This is a genomic window from Pseudobutyrivibrio ruminis, from assembly GCF_015057245.1.
Classification (GTDB): Bacteria; Bacillota; Clostridia; order Lachnospirales; family Lachnospiraceae; genus Pseudobutyrivibrio; species Pseudobutyrivibrio ruminis_E.
Genome location: NZ_SVET01000022.1, coordinates 1 through 23505, shown reverse-complemented (window position 1 = coordinate 23505; position 23505 = coordinate 1). Strand labels below are relative to the sequence as shown.

At 40.3% G+C, this 23505-nt stretch carries 24 protein-coding genes, 1 tRNA gene and 1 pseudogene; 23 read left to right on the top strand and 3 right to left on the bottom strand.

The genetic code is table 11. The features are described 5' to 3' along the window. The first annotated feature begins 120 nt into the window (after nt 1–120). Nucleotides 121–489 carry a desulfoferrodoxin family protein gene (locus E7274_RS13145; RefSeq protein ID WP_033153498.1) on the top strand — a complete coding sequence of 123 codons (369 nt, stop codon included), beginning with the start codon at nt 121–123 and terminating at the stop codon, nt 487–489. Nucleotides 490–537: 48 nt separating this feature from the next. Here E7274_RS13145 and E7274_RS13140 read toward each other — a convergent pair whose 3' ends face one another. Further along, a complete protein-coding gene (locus tag E7274_RS13140; protein WP_304176499.1) occupies nt 538–1095 on the bottom strand; it encodes an alpha/beta hydrolase in 558 nt (185 codons plus the stop codon). A 181-nt stretch (nt 1096–1276) separates the two neighbouring features. Between E7274_RS13140 and E7274_RS13135 the strand changes: the two genes are divergently transcribed. The 4 genes from E7274_RS13135 (at nt 1277) to E7274_RS13120 (ending at nt 5074) form a co-directional block, all read left to right on the top strand. Next, complete coding sequence (locus E7274_RS13135) at nt 1277–1954, top strand: polyphosphate polymerase domain-containing protein (protein WP_304176497.1); 678 nt, start codon at nt 1277–1279, stop codon at nt 1952–1954. Between the two features lie 21 nt (nt 1955–1975). Then, on the top strand, nt 1976–2647 hold the full coding sequence (locus E7274_RS13130; protein WP_304176495.1) for a DUF4956 domain-containing protein: 672 nt from the start codon (nt 1976–1978) through the stop codon (nt 2645–2647). A gap of 12 nt (nt 2648–2659) precedes the next feature. Beyond that, complete coding sequence (locus E7274_RS13125) at nt 2660–4492, top strand: carbohydrate-binding domain-containing protein (protein ID WP_304176494.1); 1833 nt, start codon at nt 2660–2662, stop codon at nt 4490–4492. Between the two features lie 81 nt (nt 4493–4573). Next, a complete protein-coding gene (locus tag E7274_RS13120) occupies nt 4574–5074 on the top strand; it encodes a shikimate kinase (protein WP_304176493.1) in 501 nt (166 codons plus the stop codon). A 115-nt stretch (nt 5075–5189) separates the two neighbouring features. Here E7274_RS13120 and E7274_RS13115 read toward each other — a convergent pair whose 3' ends face one another. Further along, a complete protein-coding gene (locus E7274_RS13115; RefSeq protein ID WP_304176491.1) occupies nt 5190–5894 on the bottom strand; it encodes a hypothetical protein in 705 nt (234 codons plus the stop codon). A 188-nt stretch (nt 5895–6082) separates the two neighbouring features. Here E7274_RS13115 and E7274_RS13110 point away from each other — a divergent pair, with 188 nt between their 5' ends. From E7274_RS13110 to xylB, 8 genes are all read left to right on the top strand, one after another. Further along, entirely contained in the window at nt 6083–7336 is a 1254-nt protein-coding gene (locus tag E7274_RS13110; protein ID WP_304176489.1) for a DUF6273 domain-containing protein, read from the top strand. Nucleotides 7337–7346: 10 nt separating this feature from the next. Beyond that, on the top strand, nt 7347–8105 hold the full coding sequence (locus E7274_RS13105) for a GNAT family N-acetyltransferase (RefSeq protein WP_304176487.1): 759 nt from the start codon (nt 7347–7349) through the stop codon (nt 8103–8105). Further along, a complete protein-coding gene (locus E7274_RS13100; RefSeq protein WP_033153513.1) occupies nt 8105–8935 on the top strand; it encodes an AraC family transcriptional regulator in 831 nt (276 codons plus the stop codon). The genes E7274_RS13105 and E7274_RS13100 overlap by 1 nt, the downstream gene beginning before the upstream one ends. Nucleotides 8936–8937: 2 nt before the next feature. Continuing rightward, on the top strand, nt 8938–9912 hold the full coding sequence (locus E7274_RS13095; protein WP_304176486.1) for a ribonuclease H family protein: 975 nt from the start codon (nt 8938–8940) through the stop codon (nt 9910–9912). Nucleotides 9913–10037: 125 nt separating this feature from the next. After that, nucleotides 10038–10115, top strand: a complete 78-nt coding sequence (locus tag E7274_RS14420) for a zinc-ribbon domain-containing protein (RefSeq protein WP_442960419.1) — start codon at nt 10038–10040, stop codon at nt 10113–10115. 111 nt (nt 10116–10226) lie between these two features. After that, nucleotides 10227–10649 (top strand): hypothetical protein, encoded by a 423-nt coding sequence (locus tag E7274_RS13090; RefSeq protein WP_304176484.1) that lies wholly within the window; start codon nt 10227–10229, stop codon nt 10647–10649. 143 nt (nt 10650–10792) lie between these two features. Further along, entirely contained in the window at nt 10793–12277 is a 1485-nt protein-coding gene (locus E7274_RS13085; protein ID WP_044937243.1) for an L-fucose/L-arabinose isomerase family protein, read from the top strand. Between the two features lie 56 nt (nt 12278–12333). Next, nucleotides 12334–13791 carry a xylulokinase gene (gene xylB / locus E7274_RS13080; RefSeq protein ID WP_304176481.1) on the top strand — a complete coding sequence of 486 codons (1458 nt, stop codon included), beginning with the start codon at nt 12334–12336 and terminating at the stop codon, nt 13789–13791. A gap of 89 nt (nt 13792–13880) precedes the next feature. Here xylB and E7274_RS13075 read toward each other — a convergent pair. Further along, nucleotides 13881–13952 (bottom strand) — tRNA-Glu (locus E7274_RS13075). Between the two features lie 272 nt (nt 13953–14224). Here E7274_RS13075 and E7274_RS13070 point away from each other — a divergent pair. The 10 genes and pseudogenes from E7274_RS13070 to E7274_RS13025 form a co-directional block, all read left to right on the top strand. After that, nucleotides 14225–15364: a glucose-1-phosphate adenylyltransferase gene (locus E7274_RS13070; protein WP_304176479.1), complete on the top strand. Its 1140-nt coding sequence runs from the start codon at nt 14225–14227 to the stop codon at nt 15362–15364. A gap of 1 nt (nt 15365) precedes the next feature. Further along, nucleotides 15366–16484, top strand: a complete 1119-nt coding sequence (gene glgD / locus E7274_RS13065) for a glucose-1-phosphate adenylyltransferase subunit GlgD (RefSeq protein WP_304176477.1) — start codon at nt 15366–15368, stop codon at nt 16482–16484. Between the two features lie 106 nt (nt 16485–16590). Then, nucleotides 16591–16857, top strand: coding sequence for a dihydroxyacetone kinase (locus E7274_RS13060; RefSeq protein WP_033153527.1), 267 nt, complete (start codon nt 16591–16593; stop codon nt 16855–16857). A 26-nt stretch (nt 16858–16883) separates the two neighbouring features. After that, nucleotides 16884–18164 (top strand): amidohydrolase family protein, encoded by a 1281-nt coding sequence (locus E7274_RS13055; protein WP_304176475.1) that lies wholly within the window; start codon nt 16884–16886, stop codon nt 18162–18164. Between the two features lie 213 nt (nt 18165–18377). Further along, complete coding sequence (locus E7274_RS13050) at nt 18378–19064, top strand: F0F1 ATP synthase subunit A (protein WP_304176473.1); 687 nt, start codon at nt 18378–18380, stop codon at nt 19062–19064. 196 nt (nt 19065–19260) lie between these two features. After that, nucleotides 19261–19482, top strand: coding sequence for an ATP synthase F0 subunit C (gene atpE, locus E7274_RS13045; protein ID WP_015548814.1), 222 nt, complete (start codon nt 19261–19263; stop codon nt 19480–19482). A gap of 38 nt (nt 19483–19520) precedes the next feature. After that, nucleotides 19521–20003, top strand: a complete 483-nt coding sequence (atpF, locus tag E7274_RS13040) for a F0F1 ATP synthase subunit B (protein WP_033153532.1) — start codon at nt 19521–19523, stop codon at nt 20001–20003. Nucleotides 20004–20005: 2 nt separating this feature from the next. Continuing rightward, nucleotides 20006–22021, top strand: a complete 2016-nt coding sequence (atpA, locus tag E7274_RS13035) for a F0F1 ATP synthase subunit alpha (RefSeq protein ID WP_304176471.1) — start codon at nt 20006–20008, stop codon at nt 22019–22021. Nucleotides 22022–22024: 3 nt separating this feature from the next. Continuing rightward, complete coding sequence (atpG, locus tag E7274_RS13030) at nt 22025–23035, top strand: ATP synthase F1 subunit gamma (protein ID WP_304176469.1); 1011 nt, start codon at nt 22025–22027, stop codon at nt 23033–23035. Between the two features lie 12 nt (nt 23036–23047). Continuing rightward, nucleotides 23048–23505 (top strand): annotated as a pseudogene (locus E7274_RS13025) (F0F1 ATP synthase subunit beta); the annotation flags it as partial.

Genomic DNA, 23505 nt, shown 5'->3' with positions numbered 1-23505 from the left:
CTAACACAACTATATTTTACACAATAATCTGTGAGTTTTTTGTGTAGTTAAAGACTATTCTAATCCCCTATGATACAATGAAGCTACAGTTGGGGAGTATCTTGTAAAAGGAGGCTAGGTATGAAATTTTATGTATGTGAGGTTTGCGGTAATTTTGTAGGCATGGTTAAGGAGTCCGGTGCTCCAATGTCTTGCTGTGGTCAGAAGATGAAGGAGCTTGTTCCTGGTACTTCTGATGGTGCAGTTGAAAAGCATGTTCCTGTATGTAAGGTAGAGGGAAATGTGGTGACTGTAGAGGTTGGTTCTGTAGAGCATCCTATGGCTCCAGAGCACTACATTGAGTGGATTGCTATCGAAACAAAGCAGGGAGCTCAGAGAAAGGTTCTCGAGCCAGGTCAGAAGCCATGCGCTCAGTTCGCTCTTACAGATGGCGATTCATTGGTTGCAGCTTATGCATATTGCAACTTACATGGATTATGGAAATCATAATGTTAATAATAGTAAAGAGCTTTGGGGGTGCCCAAAGCTCTTTTTTTGTTAAAATAATCCATCTACTATTTTCATTATTCTATGAAGGTTTTGAATATCTGTATCCACATCACCGGTCTCTAAAGAGTGGTTTGCATCTGGGATGACGGCATATGTGATTGAAAGTTCATCACAAAGCTGGACGCACATATCAGTATCACAAAGAGGATCCTTGCTTCCGTGGAAGACAAAGCCTTCACAAGCATTGATATAGGCGAAAGTCATTTCTATTGGTGTGAAGATAATGCTTTCTGCTTCGATACCGTAGTCAAAGGCGTATTTGGCAGCGATGGCTGTGCCAATACTTTTTCCAATAAAGATTACATTATCATAGGAAGAAAAGTCGACATCCTTTAATTGCTCCACAACCTGTGCCATAGCTTCATTGATTGCAGCTTCAGCCTGCAAGGCATCTGTCTTAATAGAATTCAAATCTTTAGAAAAAGTGTATTTAACTTCTTTTATTTCATAGCCATGATTCTTGGCAAGCTTCTTTGAATAGTACAAAAGTGGTTTATCTGAGTGATATCCAACTCCTGGAAATATAACGGCTAAATTCTTATCCATAGTGTTCCTTTCATTAATAAGAAAAATTCTACGAATCTATTATAGCAATAAAAGTCCTTAGAAAAACCTAAAAAACACAAAACCTGTACCGATTTGTTCACATTGCAATCATGTTGCGCACACTTGACAGGGTTAATATACCGCTAAATGATACAGAAATAGCAACAGATAGGAGTGAATTATGGAAAAGAGGTATAGGCATGAATGGAAACACGCTATAACCTATGCAGACTTGCTAACAATAAGGCAAAGAATGTCAGCTATAGCGATACCTGATCCACATACAATCGACGGAAAATATCTTATAAGAAGTCTTTATTTCGATAATCTGAACGACAAAGCACTTCGTGAAAAAGTGGATGGGGTGAACATGCGAGAGAAATTTCGCATAAGATATTATAACTTCGATACTAGAATTATCCACCTTGAAAAGAAAAGTAAATGTAACGGTCTTGGTACGAAATACCATGCTCCATTGACAGCGGAAGAGGCACAGAAGATAGTGGATGGAGATATTGATTGGATGATTGATTCCCCACATTCACTGCTTCAGGAGCTGTATTGCAAGATGCGATATCAGGGAATGAGACCAATGACCATAGTAGATTACACCAGAGAGCCATTTGTATATGCACCTGGAAATGTAAGAGTTACATTAGATTATGACATAAGAACAGGGATGAATAGAACGGATTTCTTAAATCCAGAATGTGTAACAATTCCAGCGGGCGACGCGCCAATTATATTGGAGGTCAAATGGGATGCATATCTGCCAGAAATAATTAGAGATGCAGTACAAATCCCAGGGACTAGAGTGCAGGCATTTTCAAAGTATGCACAGTGTAGGATTTATGGTTAAGAGATAGAAGGAGTGAAGATTATGACATTTAGCGATATTTTTAAATCAAGCTTTTTAAGCAATGTAACAAGCGTAACAGTTTTAGATATGGTAATTGCTATGGCGTTATCATTTGCAATTGGGTTGTTTATTTTCTTTATTTACAAAAAGACATATGCAGGAGTTATGTACTCATCAAATTTCGGAGTGACTTTAGTAGCTCTTACAATGATTGCGACATTCGTTATCTTGGCAGTAACCAGTAACGTAGTTCTTTCGTTAGGTATGGTCGGTGCCTTATCAATCGTTCGTTTTAGAACAGCCATCAAGGAACCTCTTGATATAGCTTTTCTTTTCTGGGCAATTGCAGCAGGTATCGTACTTGCAGCAGGAATGATTCCACTTGCAGTATTTGGTAGTGTTTTGATTGGTATCATGATTACCGTATTTGCGAATCGTAAATCAAATGTTAATCCTTATATTGTAGTTCTCAGATGTGATGATAATCTTGCAGAAAAAGAGGCAATGCAGTACTTAGAGGAGAAGACAACTAAGTGTGCAGTTAAGAGCAAGACAGCAAGAAAGGGCGAGATTGAATTAAATCTTGAAATCAGACTTAAGGAAGATAACACAGATTTCATTAACGAGTTATCAGATATGGAAGGTGTAGAAAGCGCAGTACTAGTTAGTTATAACGGCGATTACATGGGATAAGGAGGACAGATTATGTCAACTAATAAAAAAATTGACATCATCTGCGTAGTGGTCTTGATACTGGCCATCATCCTGACAGTTTTATTTATGAATGGCGAGAAGCTTGGACTTACAGTGGTGGTTGATGAGGATTCTGAAACAACCACCACATCTTCATATTTTACAAACAATGATATGGATGGTGACTGGGATACTTCCGAGGCGACAATTATTACATTAGAAGGAGATGACATAACTGTTTCGGGGACAGGAGCTTATGTAAATGATGGAAATGTGTACATTGCACAATCTGGATATTATGTGGTAAGTGGAGAGCTTACTGATGGAAGCATTGTTGTTTCTGCAGAGGATAATTCCAAAATTTGGATCATGCTTGATGGGGTAGATATTTACTGCGAAGATGATGCAGGAATTATCGTAGAGCAGGCAGATAAGGTATTTTTAACTTTGGCAGATGGCTCTGAAAACACAATTGAGACAGGCAGCGAGTATTCAGAGGAGGCTGTTGAAGATGATAGAGATGGAGCAATCTTCTCACACGATGATTTGACAATAAATGGAAGCGGTAGCTTGACTGTTACAACCGGCTATTCACATGGCATTGTTTCAAAGGATGATTTGATTATCACAGGTGGAACAATCACAGTGACAGCTCCTGGTGATGGCTTGAAAGCAAATGATGCTCTGAATATAACAGATGCAGATATTACTATTGATGTTGAAGATGATGGCATCACTTGCGATACCAGTGTATACATTGGCGGAGGCACAATTCTCATAAGCAATTCTTACGAAGGAATTGAAGCAGTCATTGTTGAAATAGAAGATGGAGATATCACTATCTATTCAACAGATGATGGCATAAATGCTAATGGAGGATCGTCAGAAGAGTTTGGTATGGGCCAAATGGAAAGCTCAACAACGGATTCTGAAACTACAGATTCTGAAACTACAGAGGAAACATACATTAGCATAAGTGGCGGCACTCTTAGAATTTTTAATGAAGGTGGTAATGACGCAGATGGCATTGATTCTAACGGTGATATTAGTATATCAGGTGGTACGATTTTTGTAAGTCTAACTGATGGCGGATCTAACAACGCAATTGATTACGCAAGTGAAAATGGTGGTGTTGCAGTAATCACAGGAGGAACAATTATTGCTGCTGGAAGTAGCGGTATGGCAGAATCCTTTGATAGTACATCCACACAGGCATCTATACTTTACACAACTAGCGCTTCTATGGAAGCTGGAACTACAGTTTCGGTTGTAGATGCAGATGGAAATGAAATTATTTCATGGGAAGTTCCATATAGCTTCTCTTCAATTAATATAAGTAGCCCTGATTTAGTAATTGGTGAAACATATACAATTACTGCTGGCGATGAATCCGAGACAGTTACACTTGAAGATGTGGTAACTACTGCAGGAGAGGCCACAGCAGGTGGCATGGGCCAGATGGGTGGCATGGGCCAGATGGGTGGCATGGGCCAAATGGGTGGCATGGGCCGCGGCCAGCAGATGCAGTCGGAAGACGTAGAAATGAATGAAGAATTCCAGGCACCAGAAGACTCAGAGTCAAGCGAAGAATTCCAGGCACCTGAGGACATGGATGAAAGCGCTATGCCACAGGGCAAGGGACAAGGAGGCCGAGGCGGTATGGGCATGGCAGGAGGCCAAGCTGGATTTGAGTCAGAAGAGACTACAGAGTCAGAAGATTCTACAGATACAGCTCAGTCATTATCTGAGTTAGATTCACAGACATGGATTTTACTTGGAGTTTCAGCGGCAGTCCTTGTAGCAGGATTAGGATTTGCAATATTTTACAGAAAGGGAAGATTATAATAAATAGTGCTTTTTCTTTTAAAGCAAATCATGTACAATACCCCTAACATTTATAGTGAATGATTAGGAGACATAATTAAAATGAAAGAAAACATAGTTCTAATTGGTATGCCAGGTGTTGGCAAAAGTACTTTGGGTGTTGTATTGGCGAAGGAACTTGGGTTTGAATTCGTAGATGCGGATTTGCTTATCCAAAAGAGGGAAAAACGTTTGCTTAAGGAAATCATTGCTGAGGAAGGTGTAGATGGTTTTCTTAAAATAGAAAATGATGTAAATGCCAGCATTTCTTCAACCAAAACAGTTATAGCAACTGGTGGAAGTGTTATCTATGGCGCAGAAGCAATGGAGCACCTAAAGGAAATTGGAACTGTAGTTTATCTTAAGCTTGATTATGAAACACTTGATAGTCGCCTCGGCAGTCTAAAGGGCCGCGGGGTTGTTCTAAAAGACGGGCAGAATCTTAAGTCTCTCTACGACGAAAGAATTCCGCTGTATGAAAAATATGCAGATGTAACCGTAGATGAGGGGGGCCTCGGCCTCGAGGAAACCTTGGATGCGGTGCTAGAAAAAATATCTGAATAGATAGTATAAAAGTCCTGTAACTATCAATCTCTATGTACTGTCAAGGAGGCGTGTTAGCCGACGAGACAGTATCATAGGATTGTTAGTGTAACAGGACTTTTTGTTTTATATATAATTAGGTTTCCGAAACTTTTTTGTAGCCAGTTTTTACAAGCCACTTCTGATCGATAATTTTGACTTCGTCTCCGAATGCGATGTGGAGGCGTACAGATGATGGCTGCTTTTCAATTTCTTTGACTGTTCCCTCTCCAAATTTTGGATGAGAAACAACATCGCCTACTTCATATCGTATTTTCGAATTTTCCATATTTTTGTAAGCGCGCTGTGTGCGATAAGTATCAAGCATCTGAACCTGCTTGTGATCTACTGTAGGACGCTTTAAAACTGAATCATAGTCCACCTTTTTGAGGCTCTGGCCTTCTACGTAGTAGTCTGCAGGGATGGCGCCGATAAGGCTGCAGCAGTATTTCCATGCACTGCCGTGAACTCCTGGCTGCCATGTGTATTCGCTTGGGATGCTGATGTGACGTGTCATGTAGTGTGCATATTCATGCTTATATAAATTGATTCGATCGGCCTTTGAAAGCTGCTCATTTAAGCAGAAACCGATGAAAAATAGTGAAAACTGGAATTGCTCTTCATCATCATATGAAGGTGGAAGATAAGATCCAAGGGCCTTTTCATCCATCCCAAAGGTGATTGGAACTTCTGCACCGTGGAGCCCCAGCTTGTGATCTAGAACTGAGTACAATGCAGTGATTTCTGCACGAAGAACAGGTTCTTCATCGTGCAACATTTTAAACATTTCTTTCTTTGTCATTATGTCTCCTTAAAACTCGATATAACTTTATACAGAAGGATAGTATAGCAACTGAAATTGAAATTTACAATTATCAAAAATGATAAATTTGTTAATTATCCAATATTAATTTGACTTTAAAAATGCACGATATTACTATAAAGATATAAGGGAAATTATGCACATATTTTTGTGTTAGGAGATTATATATGAGAAGAGCAATCAAAGTTTCAAAAAAGATATTGGCCTTTTCACTGGCCGTATTTATGGGAGTAGCAGTCCTTGGCTTGTCACTACAGGCAGATGCTGCTAAAAAGAAATCCTCAGGAACATATGCAGAAGGTGATGATATTGCCTTTGGAACCTTGGATGGAAACATTATCAACTGGACAATTCTTACATATGACGATACTACAAAGGTTGCCCTTATTGTTTCAAGAAAGACTCTACATTCATATTCAGTGCTTGCATACAGAGATTCAATTAATCAGATGTATTTAAATAGCAAGTCGTCTGCTGGCTATGTTAAGTGGGAGGATAACTATTGGAGAGGTTGGCTCAATCAAATTTTCTATCAGCAGTGCTTTACAGACGCTGAGAGAGCCACAATCCAGAAGACATCTCTTACAGAGGAAGCAGCCCAGACAAGTCTCATGAATTTCTATCATGACACTACTTTGGATGCTTATTACCTTGCCGGAAATGTTAAGAACTCTCTCAATATGAATATTTACAACAATCAGAGTACAACTTCTGATTATATATTCTTCCTTTCTTCAGATGAGTACACAGCGTACAAGGATACTATGAAATATGAGACCAGCAACACATGGCCTCTTAGAACAAACGCTTATGATGACCCGGCTCAGGGACTGTTTGTAAATGATGCAAAGAAGCTCATCGAAAGAAAGTACTATTATCTTGGTGATGGAATCAGACCAGCTATGTATGTAAAACTTGGAAAGACTGACGAGGAGAAGGCTGCTGAATCAGGTACAGACACAGCTTCAACAGACACTATCACTACATCAGATACCACAAGTAGCTCTTCTAGCAGTTCAACTAGCAGTTCGACAGATTCCACAAGCACTGCAAGTACAGCTAGTACCACTACCACAGCTACTACAACTGCATCAACAAGTAGCACATCTACAGCAAAGGCTACATCTTCAAAGAAATATGCAAACAATGGCACAAATATAGGAAACATCACATTGCCAGATGATGCCACTTATTCTATGAGCAACGGTAGCACTGCCCAGGTAGCGATTAATCTAGACTATTTGAATAGTACAGATAAGCAATACAATGTGACATACAAATCATCAGATGCCAGTGTGTTCACCGTTGACTCCAATGGCTTGATTACATCCGTTGGAAAGGGAACAGGTACACTGACTGTTAGAATGAAGAAATCAAATGGCAAAACTTATACCATGACATGCCGTATTGATGTGACCTAGGAGCAGAGGCGTGACACAGGAAAGATTCCTTAAAAGAAAAATAATTATAAATAATTTGACAGATTTACAGCCTGACTATGAGCCTGGCACTTTGGTGCTGACTGATAGCCAGGCTGTTGTTGATGAGTGCGAAAGCAGACATTTTCCGGTTGCAGCTTATGAGGAAGAAGGCTCTGTGCCTATACGGTGTTCGCAGGTGCTTATGGATGTTGATGAAATAGAAGATGATGATTTTGAAAACATCTACAGACGATGTGCCGGCATACCATGGGATATCGCATATACGGAGCGCTGTCTTATCAGGGAATTTGGGATGGCTGATTTGGATGCACTCTTTGAATTGTATTCGGAACCACACATGACAGACTATATGGAACCACTTTTTGAGTATGAGGAAGAAAAGCAATATCAGGAAAACTATATAGAATATATTTACAAGCTGTATGGTTTTGGAATGTGGTTGATTTTCGATAGATTCACGGGTAAATTAATAGGTAGAGCAGGTTTAGAAGTGCGGGAAACCTGCGATAGAGAAAACCAGGCGGAAATGGGCTTTGCTATTGCATCCAGCAGATGGAAGCAGGGACTGGCCTATGAGGTTTGCTCAAAGATAATAGAGTTGGCCAGAGACGAATATGGGCTCACAAGCTTGATTGCTAGATGTGATCCGGAAAATTTAGCCAGCAGACATTTATTAGAAAAACTCGGTTTCGTTATTGTGGGATACGAAACTGATGGAGATTGTAGGTATTTTAGGGAGATTTTGTAATGGATTTAAAGAACTATCAGCATGAAGTAGTAGTGACTGATGAGGGGCTTCCATTCAAGCTTTTTGCTTTTGAAGGCCAGAATGGAAATTATGTAAGGGAAAAACACTGGCACCGTTCAATTGAGATTTTTGCTGTTTGGGAGGGCAGATTGGAATTTACTCTCCAAGAAAAGCGCTTTCCTCTTAACGGTGGCGAGTTTGTTATAGTAAATAGCAACGAGGTTCATAGTATAGCAGCTCCAGATGTTAATAAAACGGTGGTATTGCAGATTCCACAGGATACATTTGCGGAGTATTTTACAGATGAGCAGTTTATCTGGTTTTCACATGGAGACAGAGAAACAGATCATCGTGTGTTTACACTTTTGCAGGAAATGTATCTTATTTATACAAATGGAGAAGAAGCCAATAAGCTTCAGGTTCTTAGCTTGTATTATGAGCTTCTTTATATTTTGGTTACAAAATATCGTAAGTTCAATGTTAATGAAGAAATACTTAAGAACAGTAAGCAGTTGAAGAAGCTTTCAAATATCACAAGATATATGAAGGACCATTATGCTGAGAGTATATCTTTGGAATCAATGGCAGAGCAGTTTAACTATTCTCCATCATATCTTTCTAGAATGTTCCAAAAGCATGCTGGAATCAATTTTAAAGACTATTTGCTCGGAATTAGATTAGAGCATGCAGTCCGGGAATTAGAAGAAACAAATGGCCAGATTGTAGATATTGCATTGGGAAATGGATTCCCAAATTCAAAGGCATTTTCAAATGCATTTAGAGATAAATACGGAGTACTCCCCAGCGAGTACAGAAGGAGTAATGAATAATAATGGCAAAGAAAGTATATGCAGTCAGAGTGGGTAGAAAACCTGGAATTTATCACACATGGGATGAGGCTAAGGCTCAGGTTGATGGCTTCAAGGGGCCCGTGTTTAAGGGTTTTACATCTATGGCAGAGGCAGAGGCTTTTATGAAAGGAGGCTCTGTAAGTAGCGGAGCTGCTAAATCTGCAACTGTTAAAAATGATATTGTGACTGCAACTGATGCTTTCCAGAATCTTCAAAAGGTAACTGTAGAGGATGGAGGTAAATACAACATTCTTGATTCCCAGATAAAGGAGCAGTGCATTGACAAGGTGGCACTTATTACAAAAGCCTTCAAGACTGCATTTGCATCGCCAGTTTCTATTGATGACATTAGCGCAAATGAGGATGTAAAGACTTTGATGGCTCGCTATGGCTGTGATTTCGATAGTCTTACATCTGAGTGTAATATTGCCTTCGTAGATGGTGGCGGCGACAAAGTGGGTGCCAATTTCGAAAGCACAAGAATTCTCTTTGGTGTAGTTTTCTACAATTCGGAAGAATCAAAGTTTAGTTTGTATAGATATGCCCTTGAAAGGGGCACAGATTTTGACTGGCTATTTAGAGCATCAAATGTGGCAGGAGAGGAGCTTGCTGCATTGTTTGCTATGTACATAGCAGCTCGTATGGGATTGAAACAAATCCATATTTATCAGGATAACAATCTTCCTGCAAAGTATTTCTCCGGAGCCTTCAAGAAAATCCATAAGATGGACGACTACATGCTTCAGATATTTATAAACGCCAGCCTTCAATACTTAAAGCAGGGCATGGAAATCAACTTCCTTTATGTGCCATCAGAGCATGCAGCTTATAAAGATAAGTCTAAGGCAACTAAAGGAAAAGCCGTATATGAATCTCAGGATATACCAAAAGTATCCTTTGAAATGGCAGAATTCCTGAATGGAGTTTCTGATAGATTAGCGGATTATAGAAATTAATGGTATTTGTACAATACTTTTAAAGTTGGGTATTGATATTTATTGTAATATAGTATATTATAATTTCATCAAACAGATTTGAAGGACGAATTCAAATCTAAAATAAAAGAAAAGAGGGAAATAATATGTTTTGTAGTTCATGCGGTACACAGTTAGAAGAGGGCACACTTTTTTGTCCAAATTGCGGTAATCCTGTAGCATAGGCAAACGATGCAGCTCAGGCTAACAGCGCAGCACAGGCTAGTGCGCCAGTTAATCCAGCACCACAGTTTGACGGTTCAACACAGTATTACACACCACAGCCAGTCCTTGGTTTGAAATGGGCAAACTTCCTTGGATATTTTGCTTTGTGGGCAGGTGCACTTGTTAATCTCGGTTCAGGTATTTCACTTATCACTGGCCTACTTTATGGTGAGGATGCAGATCTTGTTTATAGCTTCTTCACAGGTCTTAAAGTGTTAGATGTTCTTTATGGAATTTGCTTACTTGCTACTGTTGCATTGGGCGTTGTGACAGCACTATCTATCATCAAGCGCAAGAAGCAGGCAGGCACTTTAGTTTGCTTAATGTATGGTGTTCAGTCTGTATTATCAGTTATTTATATAATTGGTGCCTCAATTATTCTTGGCACATTTGCGGGTGATGCTACTACAATTACTCAAATTGTTGTTTCTATCGTTATGATTTTTGTAAACCGTACATACTTCAACAACAGACGCGATGTTTTTGTCAACTAAATAAAAGTCAAAAAATTGACATCACATAGTAAAGATTTAAAAGTCTCCAAAATGTTTTGTTTGATATCATTTGATTATCAAAAAACGTTTTGGAGGCTTATTTTTTGTAAAAGGAGCCGCGGTATTTAAGGAGGGTAATTACAATGAACAACATGCCAAATGTAAAAATTGGTGTAGTAGCAGTTTCTCGTGACTGCTTCCCAGAAAGCTTATCAGTAAACAGAAGAAAGGCACTTATTGAGGCCTATACAAAGAAATATGGTGCAGAGCACATCTATGAGTGCCCAGTTTGTATAGTAGAGAGCGAGATCCACATGGTACAGGCTCTCGAGGATATTAAGAAAGCAGGATGTAATGCACTTTGCGTATATCTTGGAAACTTCGGTCCAGAAATTTCAGAGACACTTCTTGCAAAGCACTTTGAAGGACCAAAGATGTTTATTGCAGCAGCAGAAGAGTCAGGCAATAGCCTTCTTGATGGTAGAGGAGATGCTTACTGTGGTATGCTCAACGCTAGCTACAACTTACAGCTTCGTAACATCAAGGCTTATATTCCAGAGTATCCAGTAGGTGATGCTGAGGATTGCGCTGATATGATTCACGAATTCGAGCCAATCGCTCGTGCAGTAATTGCACTTTCAGATCTTAAGATTATCAGCTTTGGACCACGTCCACTTAACTTCCTTGCTTGTAATGCACCAATCAAGCAGCTTTACAACCTTGGTGTTGAAATCGAGGAGAACTCAGAGCTTGATCTTTTCGAAGCATTCAATAAGCATGAAGGCGACAGCCGTATTCCAGAGGTTGTTGCAGATATGGAAAAAGAACTTGGCGCTGGAAACAAGAAGCCAGAGGTTCTTGCAAAGCTTGCTCAGTACGAGCTTACACTTAAGGACTGGGTAAGAGATCACAAGGGATATCGTAAATACGTAGCAATCGCTGGCAAGTGCTGGCCTGCATTCCAGACACAGTTTGGTTTCGTTCCTTGCTATGTAAACTCAAGATTAACAGGTGAAGGCATTCCTGTATCTTGCGAGGTTGATATCTACGGATGTCTTTCAGAGTTCATCGGTACAGTTGTTTCAGAAGATATCGTTACACTTCTTGATATCAATAACTCAGTACCAAAGGATATGTACAACGAAGAAATCAAGGGTAAGACAAACTACACACTTCAGGATACATTTATGGGATTCCACTGCGGAAATACATGCTCTAAGAAGCTTGCATTCTGTGAGATGAGAAACCAGAAGATTATGGCTCGTACACTTCCAGAGGAAGTTACAAATGGAACACTTGAAGGAGATATCGCTCCAGGAGAAATCACATTCTATAGACTTCAGTCTACAGCAGACAACATCCTTCGTGCTTACATCGCACAGGGCGAGGTTCTTGATGTACGTACAAAGTCATTCGGTTCAATCGGTGTATTTGCTATTCCAGAAATGGGACGCTTCTATCGTCACTGGTTAATCGAGAAGGGATTCCCACATCACGGAGCTGTTGCATTCGGTCACTACGGAAAGGCTCTCTACGAAGTATTCAAGTACATCGGAGTAGAGGTAGACGAAATCGGATACAACCAGCCTGCAGGCGTACGTTACCCAACAGAGAACCCATTCGCATAATTAGTTAAAAAATGGCTGGCTTCGGCCAGCCATTTTTAGAATAGGAGATTATAGTTATGTATTATATAGGTGTAGATCTTGGTACATCGGCAGTGAAACTCCTTCTCATGGAAGGCAACGGTGATATCAAGAAAATAGTTTCAAAGGAATATGACCTTAGCTTCCCACATCCAGGCTGGTCTGAGCAGAAGCCTGAGGATTGGTGGGCTCAGTCTATGGCAGGCTTGAAGGAACTTACAGCAGAGGTTGATAAGACTAAGGTGGCTGGTATTTCTTTTGGTGGTCAGATGCATGGCCTTGTAACACTTGATGCAGATGACAATGTCATTCGTCCTGCAATTCTTTGGAATGATGGACGTACAGGTAAAGAGACAGAGTATCTTAATAATGTAATTGGAAAGGACAAGCTTTCTGCTTACACTGCAAATATTGCATTCGCAGGCTTCACCGCTCCAAAGATTCTTTGGATGCAGGAAAATGAGCCAGATCTTTGGGCTAAGGTAGCAAAGATTATGCTTCCAAAGGACTATTTGGCTTACAAGCTTTCCGGAAGCTTCTGCACAGATTATTCTGATGCCAGCGGTATGCTTCTTCTTGATGTTAAGAACAGATGCTGGAGCAAGGAAATGATGGATATCTGCCATGTTTCTGAGTCTCAGCTTCCTAAGCTTTACGAGAGCTATGAAGTAGTTGGCACAATTAAGCCAGAGGTTGCAGCAGAGCTTGGATTTACAAATGATGTAAAGATTATTGCAGGCGCTGGTGACAACGCTGCAGCTGCAGTTGGTACAGGTACAGTTGGAGAGGGCAAGTGCAATCTTTCAATTGGAACATCTGGTACAATCTTTATCTCTAGCAAAAACTTTACAGTAGACCCTGCAAATGCCCTTCATTCATTTGATCATGCAGATGGTGGATATCACCTTATGGGCTGTATGCTTTCGGCAGCATCATGTAACAAGTGGTGGATGGATGAAATCCTCAAGACAAAGGATTATCCAGCAGAGCAGGCTGGTATCAAGAACCTTGGTGAGAACCGAGTATTCTATCTACCATATCTTATGGGAGAGCGTAGCCCTCACAACAATCCGGATGCGCGTGCTATGTTCATCGGCATGTCTATGGATACAACACGTGAGGATATGACACAGGCTGTTCTTGAAGGCGTAGCTTTTGGCCTTCGTGATTCGCTGGAGGTTGCTCGTTCACAGGGTATCGTTATTGAGCGAAGCAAGATTTGTGGTGGTGGTGCTAAGTCTCCATTATGGCAGCAGATTATTGCATCAGTTATGAATCTGAAGCTTGATATCTTGGAGAATGAGGAAGGCCCAGGACTTGGTGGCGCAATTCTTGCAGCTGTTGGCTGTGGTGAGTACGCTACTGTAGAAGAGGCATGTGACAAGCTTGTAAAGGTAAAGACTACAGTTGAGCCTAATCCAGAATTAATTCGTAAATACGAAGAGAGATATCAGGAGTTCAAGAAGCTTTATCCTACAGTAAAGAGTTTATTCTAATAAATAAGGCGCTAGCTCCTATGCTAGCGCCATTCTATTTATATTGACATATAACAAAAAAAAGAGCATCGCTTTTGCGATGCTCTTAGCAGTTCCTAGCGGAATCGAACCGCTGTTTTCGCCGTGAGAGGGCGACGTCTTAACCGCTTGACCAAGGAACCATATGTCCTAACGACAAGACATATAATACTATGGCCTGGCCTCTAAGTCAAGAGAAAACCCACAATTATTTTAAATTCAGAATTATTTGAAAATTAAGACAATACTGAACAATATTTTGACTGTGTTGTACTCAATAAATGTGATAAAAATGCATAAAAAAAGCTCAAAAAAGTTGCCTTATTTGTGCAAAACTATTAAAATATTATCTATAAATAAAGTGTGTTGTTTATTTACAGAAGGATATAAAAGAAGAAAGATAGGGGGGGATGATATGGCTCAGACAAGTATGCTAGCTATGATTCTAGCAGGTGGTCGCGGTAGCCGTCTGCATGAGTTAACCAAGAAAGTTGCAAAACCGGCCGTTGCTTATGGTGGAAAATATCGTATTATCGATTTCCCACTCAGTAACTGTGCTAATAGCGGAATAGATATCGTAGGTGTTTTGACACAGTACGAATCGGTTTTGCTAAATAGTTATGTTGCGGCAGGTGGAAGATGGGGATTGGACACAAAGGATAGTGGTGTTTTTGTCCTCACACCTAGAGAGAAGGCAGACAGTGGTCTTGATGTTTATCGAGGTACTGCAGATGCTATTTCACAGAACATTGATTTTATTGATGCTTATGATCCAGAGTACATTTTGGTACTATCCGGGGATCATATTTATAAAATGAATTATGATAAGATGCTTTCTTTCCATAAGGAAATGGGAGCAGATGCAACAATAGCTGTTCGTGGAGTGCCAATGAAGGAAGCAAGTCGATTTGGCATAATGAACACAGATGACAACCGAAGAATCATCGAGTTTGAGGAAAAGCCGGAAAAGCCAAAGAGCAACCTGGCATCTATGGGTATTTATATTTTCACCTGGAAGACTATGAGAAAGCTTTTGATAGAGGATATGAAGAATCCTGACTCAAGCCATGATTTTGGTAAGGACATTATTCCGGTAATGTTAAATGGAGATAAAAAGCTTTATGCCTATGAGTTCTCAGGTTATTGGAAGGATGTTGGAACAATCGATTCCCTTTGGGAAGCCAATATGGATCTTCTGGATAGCGACAATGAGCTTAATCTGGATGATACATCATGGAAGATTTACACAGAAGACACAGGTGTCATTCCACAGTACATTGCTTCTTCGGCAAAAATCGATGGGGCATATATCAACCAGGGCGCTCACATAGGTGGAGAGGTATCCAGGTCAGTTATCTTTTCAAATGTAAAGATAGCACCTGGTGCAAAGGTAATAGATTCCGTGCTTATGCCAGGAGCTATTGTTGAAGAAGGAGCTACTGTCACAAGAGCCCTTGTGGCTGAAAACATTAGAATAGGAAAGAACGCCAAGGTAGGAAATAAGAAGAGCGAGGAAATCCTTCTTGTTGCAAAAAATGTAAAGGGGGAGGATTAATATGGCAAACAAAGCATTTGGCGTGATTAATTCCGCCGCAAACTATATCAGAGTCGAAGGACTTCATGACTACAGACCAATTGGCGCTTTCTCATTCTTGGGTAGATTTCGAGTTATCGATTTCCCTATTTCGAATATGAGCAATAGCGGCATAAATCGTATACACGTATATTTGAATAGTAGACCTCGTTCTATTGTTGAGCACATTGGTGATGGTCGCCATTACAATATCAATTCAAAACGAGGAAATATTCAGCTGTTATTTACACAGAATAATGGTTATAGTTCCATCTATAATACAGATATCAATGCGTATCTGGAAAACCTAGAGCAGATAGAGCGCATGCCTCAGGATTATGTAATCGTGGCACCTAGCTACATGATTTACAAGCAGGATTATCAAAAGCTTTTGGATGAGCATGTGGCAGCTGGAACAGATATTACTTTGCTATATCACAAGGTAGATCAGGCTAAGGAATACTACAGAGCGTGCAATGTGGTTACCTTGAACAAGCAAAAAGGTGTACAATCTCTGGAACGCAACATGGGCACAGCCAAGGAGAAGCTTGTCAGCATGGACACCTATGTTATGTCTAAAGAGATATTTGTTGATTTGATTAAAAAGGCTAAGAAAGAGTCTTCTGCTTATTCTCTTGCAGATATGATTGCATTAGCTTGCGAGACTCTTGATGTGAGAGGCTATCAGCACAAAGGATTCTTTGCAGCGATAACAAGCTTGGATGATTACTACAGGGCAAACATGGAGATGCTTGATTACGCAACGGCGATGGACTTTTTCACAAACGATTGGCCATTTTACACTAAGACAACAGACGCCTGCCCAACACAATATTTCCACGGAGCAAATGTTACCAACTCAATGGTATGTAATGCCGGCTTGATTGAAGGCACTGTTGAAAATTCTATCATTGGACGTAATGTTCATATTGGAAAAGGGGCAGTAGTTAGAAACTCAATTATTCTTTCCTACGCTGATATTGGAGATGGAGTTTATATCGAAAATGCGGTAGTAGATAAATGGGTTGAGGCAAAGAAAATCAAGAAGATTGTATCAGAATCTGTTACACCAACATATGTAAAACGTAATGATAAACTTTAATTAAAAACGAGTCAGTCTAAACTAACAGACTGACTCGCCTTTTTTTTATATATGTGGTAAAGTAATTCTGTAGTTTTTCGAAAAGAAAATTTTGGAGGAAATAAATATGTTACCAGAACAGACAATTGAATTTAGATATGACACACAACTTCTTATTGAGGGCGAGAATCTTGATGAGGATGCAATCAACGATTACATCACAGAGAATTTTGTTGGCGACAGCTTACTTGCAGTAGGTGATGAGGAGCTTATCAAGATTCACTATCATACAAACGAGCCATGGAAGGTTCTTGAGTACTGCAGAACACTTGGCGAGATTTATGATATCGTAGTCGAGGATATGGATAGACAGGCAAGAGGTTTACAAGGCTAGGCTGCGTCTTCCCGAAAGGATTTTACATGAATAACAGCTTTATATTACGCGGAGGCATTGCCTTCTCGGAATCAGAAAAGAGAATAACTACATATTATAGAGGTTATCTTGTTTGTGTGGATGGCATTTGCAAAGGTGCCTTCACAGAGCTCCCTGAGCAGTACAAGGGATTGCAGCTATATGATTACGGCGAGCGTTTAATCATCCCTGGCATGACTGATTTGCATGTTCATGCACCTCAGTACACCTTCCGCGGAATTGGTATGGATGAGGAGCTACTGGAGTGGCTTACCACCTACACATTCCCAGAGGAAGCCAAATACTCTGATATGGAATATGCTAAAAAGGCATATGGGTATTTTGCAGAGGATTTAAGACGTTGCTTTACAACTCGTGCTGTTGTTTTTGGAACAATGCATAATGAAGCAACTATCAACCTCATGGATCAGCTAGAGGATACTGGTGTGATCACATACGTTGGTAAGGTAAATATGGATAGAAATGGTGGCGAAGGTCTTCAGGAGGAAAGTGCCGAGGCATCACTTCAAGCTACATTGGATTGGCTTTCAGCTATCGATGGTCGCTACAAAAACACAAAGCCTATCCTTACACCTCGATTCATCCCATCATGCTCAGATGATTTAATGAGAGGCTTGGGAAAGCTTTCAGCTGAAAGAAATTTGAGAATCCAGTCGCATCTTTCTGAAAATCAGTCGGAGGTGGCTTGGGTAAAGGAGTTGGTTCCTGAATCAACTTCCTACGCAAATGCGTACGAGCTGTTTGATACCATGGGCTCAGCAGAACTTCCTACTATCATGGCTCACTGTGTATACTCAGGAGAAGAGGAAATGAGCATCCTTAAAAAGCATGGTGCTTACATTGCTCATTGTGCTGATTCCAATATGAACCTTACAAGCGGTATCGCTCCAATCAGAAAGTTTATGGATGCAGGCATCAAGGTGGGTCTTGGTACAGACGTGGCTGCCGGCTCATCTATGAATATGCTTAAGACAATGCTTATTACATTGCAGGCATCTAAAATGTACTATCGCCTGGTTGATACAGATGTTAAGCCACTTTCTTTTGAAGAGGTTTTCTATCTTGCTACAGCAGGTGGCGGAGAGTACTTTGGCAAGGTTGGTACATTCAAGGATGGATACGAATTCGATGCAGTTGTTATCGATGACAGCAAGATGTATTCAATGAGAGATATGTCCATCAGAGAGCGTATTGAGAGAATGTGTTACAATGATGCCGATGCCATTATTAAGGATAAATTTGTCAAAGGCAAAAAGGTATATTGCTAATTGCTAAAAAGTCTTGAAAAAAGTGTTAAATAAAAGTGTCCAGCATTGACTGGACACTTTTTTTAGGTGTATGGTGAGAACATACGGAGTAAAAGTCCGGTAAATTGCATGTCAAACATTTTCTTTATACACATTGCTCAATTTGTATCTTATATTTTTGTGCGAATGGTATAAAATGAGTGGCATGAGAAAAAATGAATAGGAGGTGTTTTCTTGACTTTAGCAGAAAAGCTTGTAGAAGAGCTAAATTGCGAAGAGGTATTCAGGCTCCATATCGGAGGATTTGATATTCCGATTTATGAATCAGTCGTAGTTACCTGGATCGTAATGGCCGTGCTTATTCTCATAGCCATATTCTTGACTACGGGACTAAAGACACAAAACATCAGTAAAAAGCAGGCATTTGCCGAGCTTATTTACGAGAAACTAAATGCCATTGTTGGTGCAACCTTAGGTGAAGAGGGAAAGGCATATACCGGTTACCTTGTCACAGTACTTTTGTACATTGGTTTATCTAACATCATTGGTTTGTTTGGTTTCAAGTCACCTACTAAGGATGTAAATGTTACAGCAGCACTTGCTCTTATGAGTATAGTTTTGGTAGAAGCTGCAGGTATTTATCACAAGGGCGTAAAGAAATGGTTACATTCATTTGTTGAGCCAGTTGCTATAGTAACACCATTTAACATTCTTGATGTATTCACAAGACCATTGTCGTTATGTATGCGACTTTTTGGTAATGTACTTGGTGCTTTTGTTATCATGGAACTTCTTAAAATCGTCGTTCCACCAGTTATCCCTGCTGTATTTTCATTATACTTTGATTTGTTTGATGGATTACTTCAGGCATACGTATTCGTATTCCTAACTTCTTTATATTTAAAGGAAGCTATTGAATAAAGAATCGAAAAGAATATTTTTATGGTATTTTTAATCAAGTAGAAGAGCCGACTCAAAAAATGATAATGAGCTTGTAGATATCAAGCTCTTATGATTCTCAAGCGAGACATGTAGTCGAGCGGAGAATCTATAAGGCTTGTAATCGTAACAAGCATACACAGAGTGAATGTCGGCGAGCTTTAGGAGGAAAAATTTTATGAACACTTTAATCGCAGTTGGAGCAGGTATTGCAGTAGTAACAGGTCTTGGTGCTGGTATTGGTATCGGTATCGCAACAGGTAAGGCTTGCGAAGGTATTGCACGTCAGCCAGAAGCAGAGAGCAAGATTCAGAAGAACCTTATCTTAGGTTGTGCCCTTGCAGAGGCAACAGCTATTTACGGTTTCGTTATCGCTCTTATGATAATGTTCGTATTGTAATAACAAGTTCTATTAATAATAAAGGATAGGTATTAGATATGATTAACATTCAATTTTGGAGTATTCTTTGGACAGTAGTCAATCTTCTTATCCTGGTTGTAGCTTTCAAAATCTTCTTCTTTAAGCCTATTGGCAAAATTATTGCTAAGCGTCAGGAAGAGGCAGACGAGGTTTATGCAAAGGCTACAGCAAAGGAAAATGAGGCTAATGAACTTGCTGCACAGTACGAGCAGAAGGTTGCAGAGGCTGAGACAGAGAAGAAACAGATTATTGCTGAAGCAAGAAAGAGCGCTGATGGCCAGTATCAGAAGATATTAGAAGATGCTAAGACTGATGCAAAGAGCATTCATGATGCAGCAGTTGCAGAGGCTAATCATGAGAAGAGCCAGATCATCGCAAGTGCAAAGAAAGAAATTGCAGATATAGTAGTTGATGCAACTACAAAAGTTGTTGGTAGCAAAACAGGAGCTGATATCGATAGCAAACTGTTTGATGAATTTTTAGGTAAAGCAGGTGAATAAAAGTGACAGAGAAATCTTTAAACTATGCCCGTGACCTACATAGCATAGATAATGCAGAAGCACATTTGCAGTCTGCCGCTTCTATACTAGAGGCTGTACCTGCAATTGGAGAGGAATTATCAGATCCTACAGTAGCAATCGCTAAGAAGCATGTTGTTATTGATAGCATATTCCCTCATGAAATCCGCAATTTCTTCAAATTGCTATGTGATAACGGAGATTTTGATTTATTTAATGATATTAGAGCTGCATACAAGGAATCTCTTCAGCCAAAGACTGAAAAGGTTGATAGAGCGAAACTTCGCTATGTTACTGCACCTTCAGATGAGCAGCTTGCAGGTATCAAGAAGTTCCTTGCTAAGGAAACAGGCAATGGAGACATTGAGCTTGAATTAGTACAGGACGATTCACTAAAGAGTGGTTTCATTCTTTCAGTGGGTACAAAAGAATATGACTGGAGCGAACAGGGACGTATTGAGCAGTTCGCTACAAAGATTAATAAGGCGGTTGGTGTTTCAGCTGTTGATGAAAGCATCCTTTCAATCCTCAGAACAAACGTTGAAGACTTCGCTCTTGAAGCTCAGGAAAAAGAAGTCGGAATCGTTAACTGGGTTGGTGATGGAATTGCCAACGTAGACGGTATTGATCATGCATTCTACGGCGAAATCGTTATCTTCGATTGCGGCGTAAGAGGTATGGTACAGGATGTTCGACGCGATGAAGTCGGTGTTATCCTTTTCGGTCGTGATACAGAAATCAAAGAAGGTTCTAAGGTTGTTCGTACTGGTAAGATGGCAGGCCTTCCTGTTGGTAACGGATTCCTTGGACGTATCGTTGATGCTCTTGGTACTCCACTTGATGGAAACGGAGAAATCCAGGCAGATGGATTTAGACCAGTTGAGTGTCCAGCTCCAAGTATCGTTGACAGACAGTCTGTTAGCCAGCCAATGGAGACAGGTCTTCTTTCAATCGATTCAATGTTCCCAATTGGTAGAGGACAGCGTGAGCTTATCATCGGTGATAGACAGACAGGTAAGACATCTATCGCTACTGATACAATCATCAACCAGAAGGGCAAGGATGTTATCTGCGTATATGTAGCTATTGGTCAGAAGGCATCTACAATTGCAAAGCTTGTTAACACATTAAAAGAAAACGGTGCAATGGATTATACAATTATTGTCAGTGCTACAGCATCTGATCCAGCACCACTTCAGTATATTGCACCATATTCTGGTACAGCACTTGCAGAGTACTTTATGTATTCAGGCAAGGACGTACTTATCGTTTATGATGATTTATCAAAGCATGCGGTTGCATACCGTGCAATCTCATTGTTGTTAGAGCGTTCACCTGGACGTGAAGCATATCCTGGTGATGTTTTCTACTTACATTCAAGATTATTGGAGCGTTCTGCAAGAATCACACCAGAAGCAGGTGGTGGTTCAATTACAGCTCTTCCAATTATTGAGACTCAGGCTGGTGACCTTTCAGCTTACATTCCTACAAACGTAATTTCTATTACTGATGGTCAGATATTCCTTGAGTCAGAGCTTTTCAATGCAGGTCAGAGACCAGCCGTAAACGTAGGTCTTTCTGTATCCCGTGTTGGTGGTGCTGCCCAGACAAAGGCTATGAAGAAAGCCGCTGGTTCAATTCGTATCGATTTGGCTCAGTACCGTGAGATGGAAGTCTTCACACAGTTCTCATCAGATCTTGATGATGCAACAAAGAAGCAGTTGGCTCATGGTCGTGTCCTTATGGAATTATTAAAGCAGCCTCTTAACAGACCATTCTCAATGGCAGAGCAGGTTATTATTCTTGTAGCTGCAAACGCTCATATCTTTAGTGATGTTGAGCTTTCAAAGCTTAAGAAGTTTAGAGCAGATATGCTTGAGTTCTTTGCAACAGAGCATAGCGCAATCATCAGTCAGCTCGAGTCATCAAAGGATTTGTCAGAGGATATTAAGGCTTCGATTGTTGACGCAGCAGAGGAGTTCAAAAAGAATCAGGAGTAAACCATGGCAAGTACAAAGGAAATCCTAAATAGAATAAACAGTATTCAGGATACAATGAAGATTACAAGAGCCATGTACATGATGTCTTCAATGAAATTGCGCAAGGCAAAATCAAAGCTTGAAGAGACATTGCCATTCTTTGAAGGAACCCAAAGGGGCATTGCAGAAAATCTTGTTAGAATGCCTAACATCCGACACATCTATTTTGATAACCGTGTTGAGGATGATCAGGAAACTACCAAAAAGCGTGGATTCGTAGTATTCACAGGTGATAAGGGTATGGCTGGTGCTTACAACCACAATGCCATCAAATATGCACTTCAGCGAATCGGCGGCTTATCAAAAGACGAGTATAAGTTATTCGTTGTAGGTGAGACTGGTAGAGCGTTTTTCATAAACAATGGATATAACGTAGATGAAAATTTCAGATATTCTGCAAACAATCCTTCAATGCATAGAGCACGTGTCATTTCTGAGTATCTTATCGATTTATACAACAGAGAAGAGCTTGATAGAATCGATATTATCTACACAAAGATGCTCAATTCTGTTACAGAAGAGACTTGCGTAGAACGTCTGCTTCCTTTAAAAACTCATAAGTTTATTAAGGAGCAGGTTCAGGAGGTTGAATCTGATACAGAAGGAACAAGTAAAGTAGCTACTGAGATGAAGGAAGGTACAAAGCACGTTCACTCAATCAATAACTACGAGCTTGAAGCTTTCAAAGAAGGCGGAGATTCATGGTATCCATTCTATCCATCTCTTTCATCGGTTTTGGAGCATTTGGTACACAACCATTTCACAGCTTTCATCTATGGAGCTTTGGTTGAGTGCTCAGCCAGTGAAGAGAATGCAAGAATGATGGCGATGCAGTCAGCTACTGACAATGCGGAAGCTATTCTTCATGATTTATCTATTGAATACAATAGAGTTCGCCAGGCACAAATTACACAGGAAATCACTGAGGTAATCGGTGGTGCCAAGGCGCTAAAAAAGAAAAAAGCTAAAAGGTAAGAGAGGTTAAACATGTCAGAGTTAAAAGGAAAAATCGTCCAGGTTTCAGGACCTGTTGTCGATGTAGAATTTAAAGATAATGACCTACCTGCCATTAGAGATGCCCTATACGTTATGGTAGGGGATGAGAAAAGAGTAATGGAGGTCTCTCAGCACATCGGTTTAGGCGTGGTTAGATGTATCATGCTTGCTCCTTCTGAGGGACTATGTAGAGATATGGAAGTTACTGCTACAGGTACAGGTATTTCTGTGCCAGTTGGTGAGCAGACACTTGGTAGACTTTTCAACGTATTAGGTGACACACTTGATAATGGTGAAAAGCTCGATAATGGAGAGCACTGGTGCATCCATAGAGAGCCACCTACATTCGAGGACCAGAGCCCAGTTGTTGAAATGCTTGAGACAGGTATCAAGGTTATCGACTTACTTGCTCCTTATGCTAAGGGTGGTAAGGTCGGACTTTTCGGTGG

Bases quoted from the DNA above. Each gene is read 5' to 3' on its own strand.
- atpG (WP_304176469.1), top strand. From the start codon at position 22,025: ATGGCAAGTACAAAGGAAATCCTAAATAGAATAAACAGTATTCAGGAT.
- E7274_RS13070 (WP_304176479.1), top strand. From the start codon at position 14,225: ATGGCTCAGACAAGTATGCTAGCTATGATTCTAGCAGGTGGTCGCGGT.
- E7274_RS13145 (WP_033153498.1), top strand. From the start codon at position 121: ATGAAATTTTATGTATGTGAGGTTTGCGGTAATTTTGTAGGCATGGTT.
- E7274_RS13110 (WP_304176489.1), top strand. From the start codon at position 6,083: ATGAGAAGAGCAATCAAAGTTTCAAAAAAGATATTGGCCTTTTCACTG.
- glgD (WP_304176477.1), top strand. From the start codon at position 15,366: ATGGCAAACAAAGCATTTGGCGTGATTAATTCCGCCGCAAACTATATC.
- E7274_RS13060 (WP_033153527.1), top strand. From the start codon at position 16,591: ATGTTACCAGAACAGACAATTGAATTTAGATATGACACACAACTTCTT.
- xylB (WP_304176481.1), top strand. From the start codon at position 12,334: ATGTATTATATAGGTGTAGATCTTGGTACATCGGCAGTGAAACTCCTT.
- E7274_RS13095 (WP_304176486.1), top strand. From the start codon at position 8,938: ATGGCAAAGAAAGTATATGCAGTCAGAGTGGGTAGAAAACCTGGAATT.
- E7274_RS13055 (WP_304176475.1), top strand. From the start codon at position 16,884: ATGAATAACAGCTTTATATTACGCGGAGGCATTGCCTTCTCGGAATCA.
- E7274_RS13120 (WP_304176493.1), top strand. From the start codon at position 4,574: ATGAAAGAAAACATAGTTCTAATTGGTATGCCAGGTGTTGGCAAAAGT.
- E7274_RS14420 (WP_442960419.1), top strand. From the start codon at position 10,038: ATGTTTTGTAGTTCATGCGGTACACAGTTAGAAGAGGGCACACTTTTT.
- E7274_RS13125 (WP_304176494.1), top strand. From the start codon at position 2,660: ATGTCAACTAATAAAAAAATTGACATCATCTGCGTAGTGGTCTTGATA.
- E7274_RS13135 (WP_304176497.1), top strand. From the start codon at position 1,277: ATGGAAAAGAGGTATAGGCATGAATGGAAACACGCTATAACCTATGCA.
- E7274_RS13130 (WP_304176495.1), top strand. From the start codon at position 1,976: ATGACATTTAGCGATATTTTTAAATCAAGCTTTTTAAGCAATGTAACA.
- atpE (WP_015548814.1), top strand. From the start codon at position 19,261: ATGAACACTTTAATCGCAGTTGGAGCAGGTATTGCAGTAGTAACAGGT.
- E7274_RS13085 (WP_044937243.1), top strand. From the start codon at position 10,793: ATGAACAACATGCCAAATGTAAAAATTGGTGTAGTAGCAGTTTCTCGT.
- E7274_RS13100 (WP_033153513.1), top strand. From the start codon at position 8,105: ATGGATTTAAAGAACTATCAGCATGAAGTAGTAGTGACTGATGAGGGG.
- E7274_RS13140 (WP_304176499.1), bottom strand. From the start codon at position 1,095: ATGGATAAGAATTTAGCCGTTATATTTCCAGGAGTTGGATATCACTCA.
- atpF (WP_033153532.1), top strand. From the start codon at position 19,521: ATGATTAACATTCAATTTTGGAGTATTCTTTGGACAGTAGTCAATCTT.
- E7274_RS13115 (WP_304176491.1), bottom strand. From the start codon at position 5,894: ATGACAAAGAAAGAAATGTTTAAAATGTTGCACGATGAAGAACCTGTT.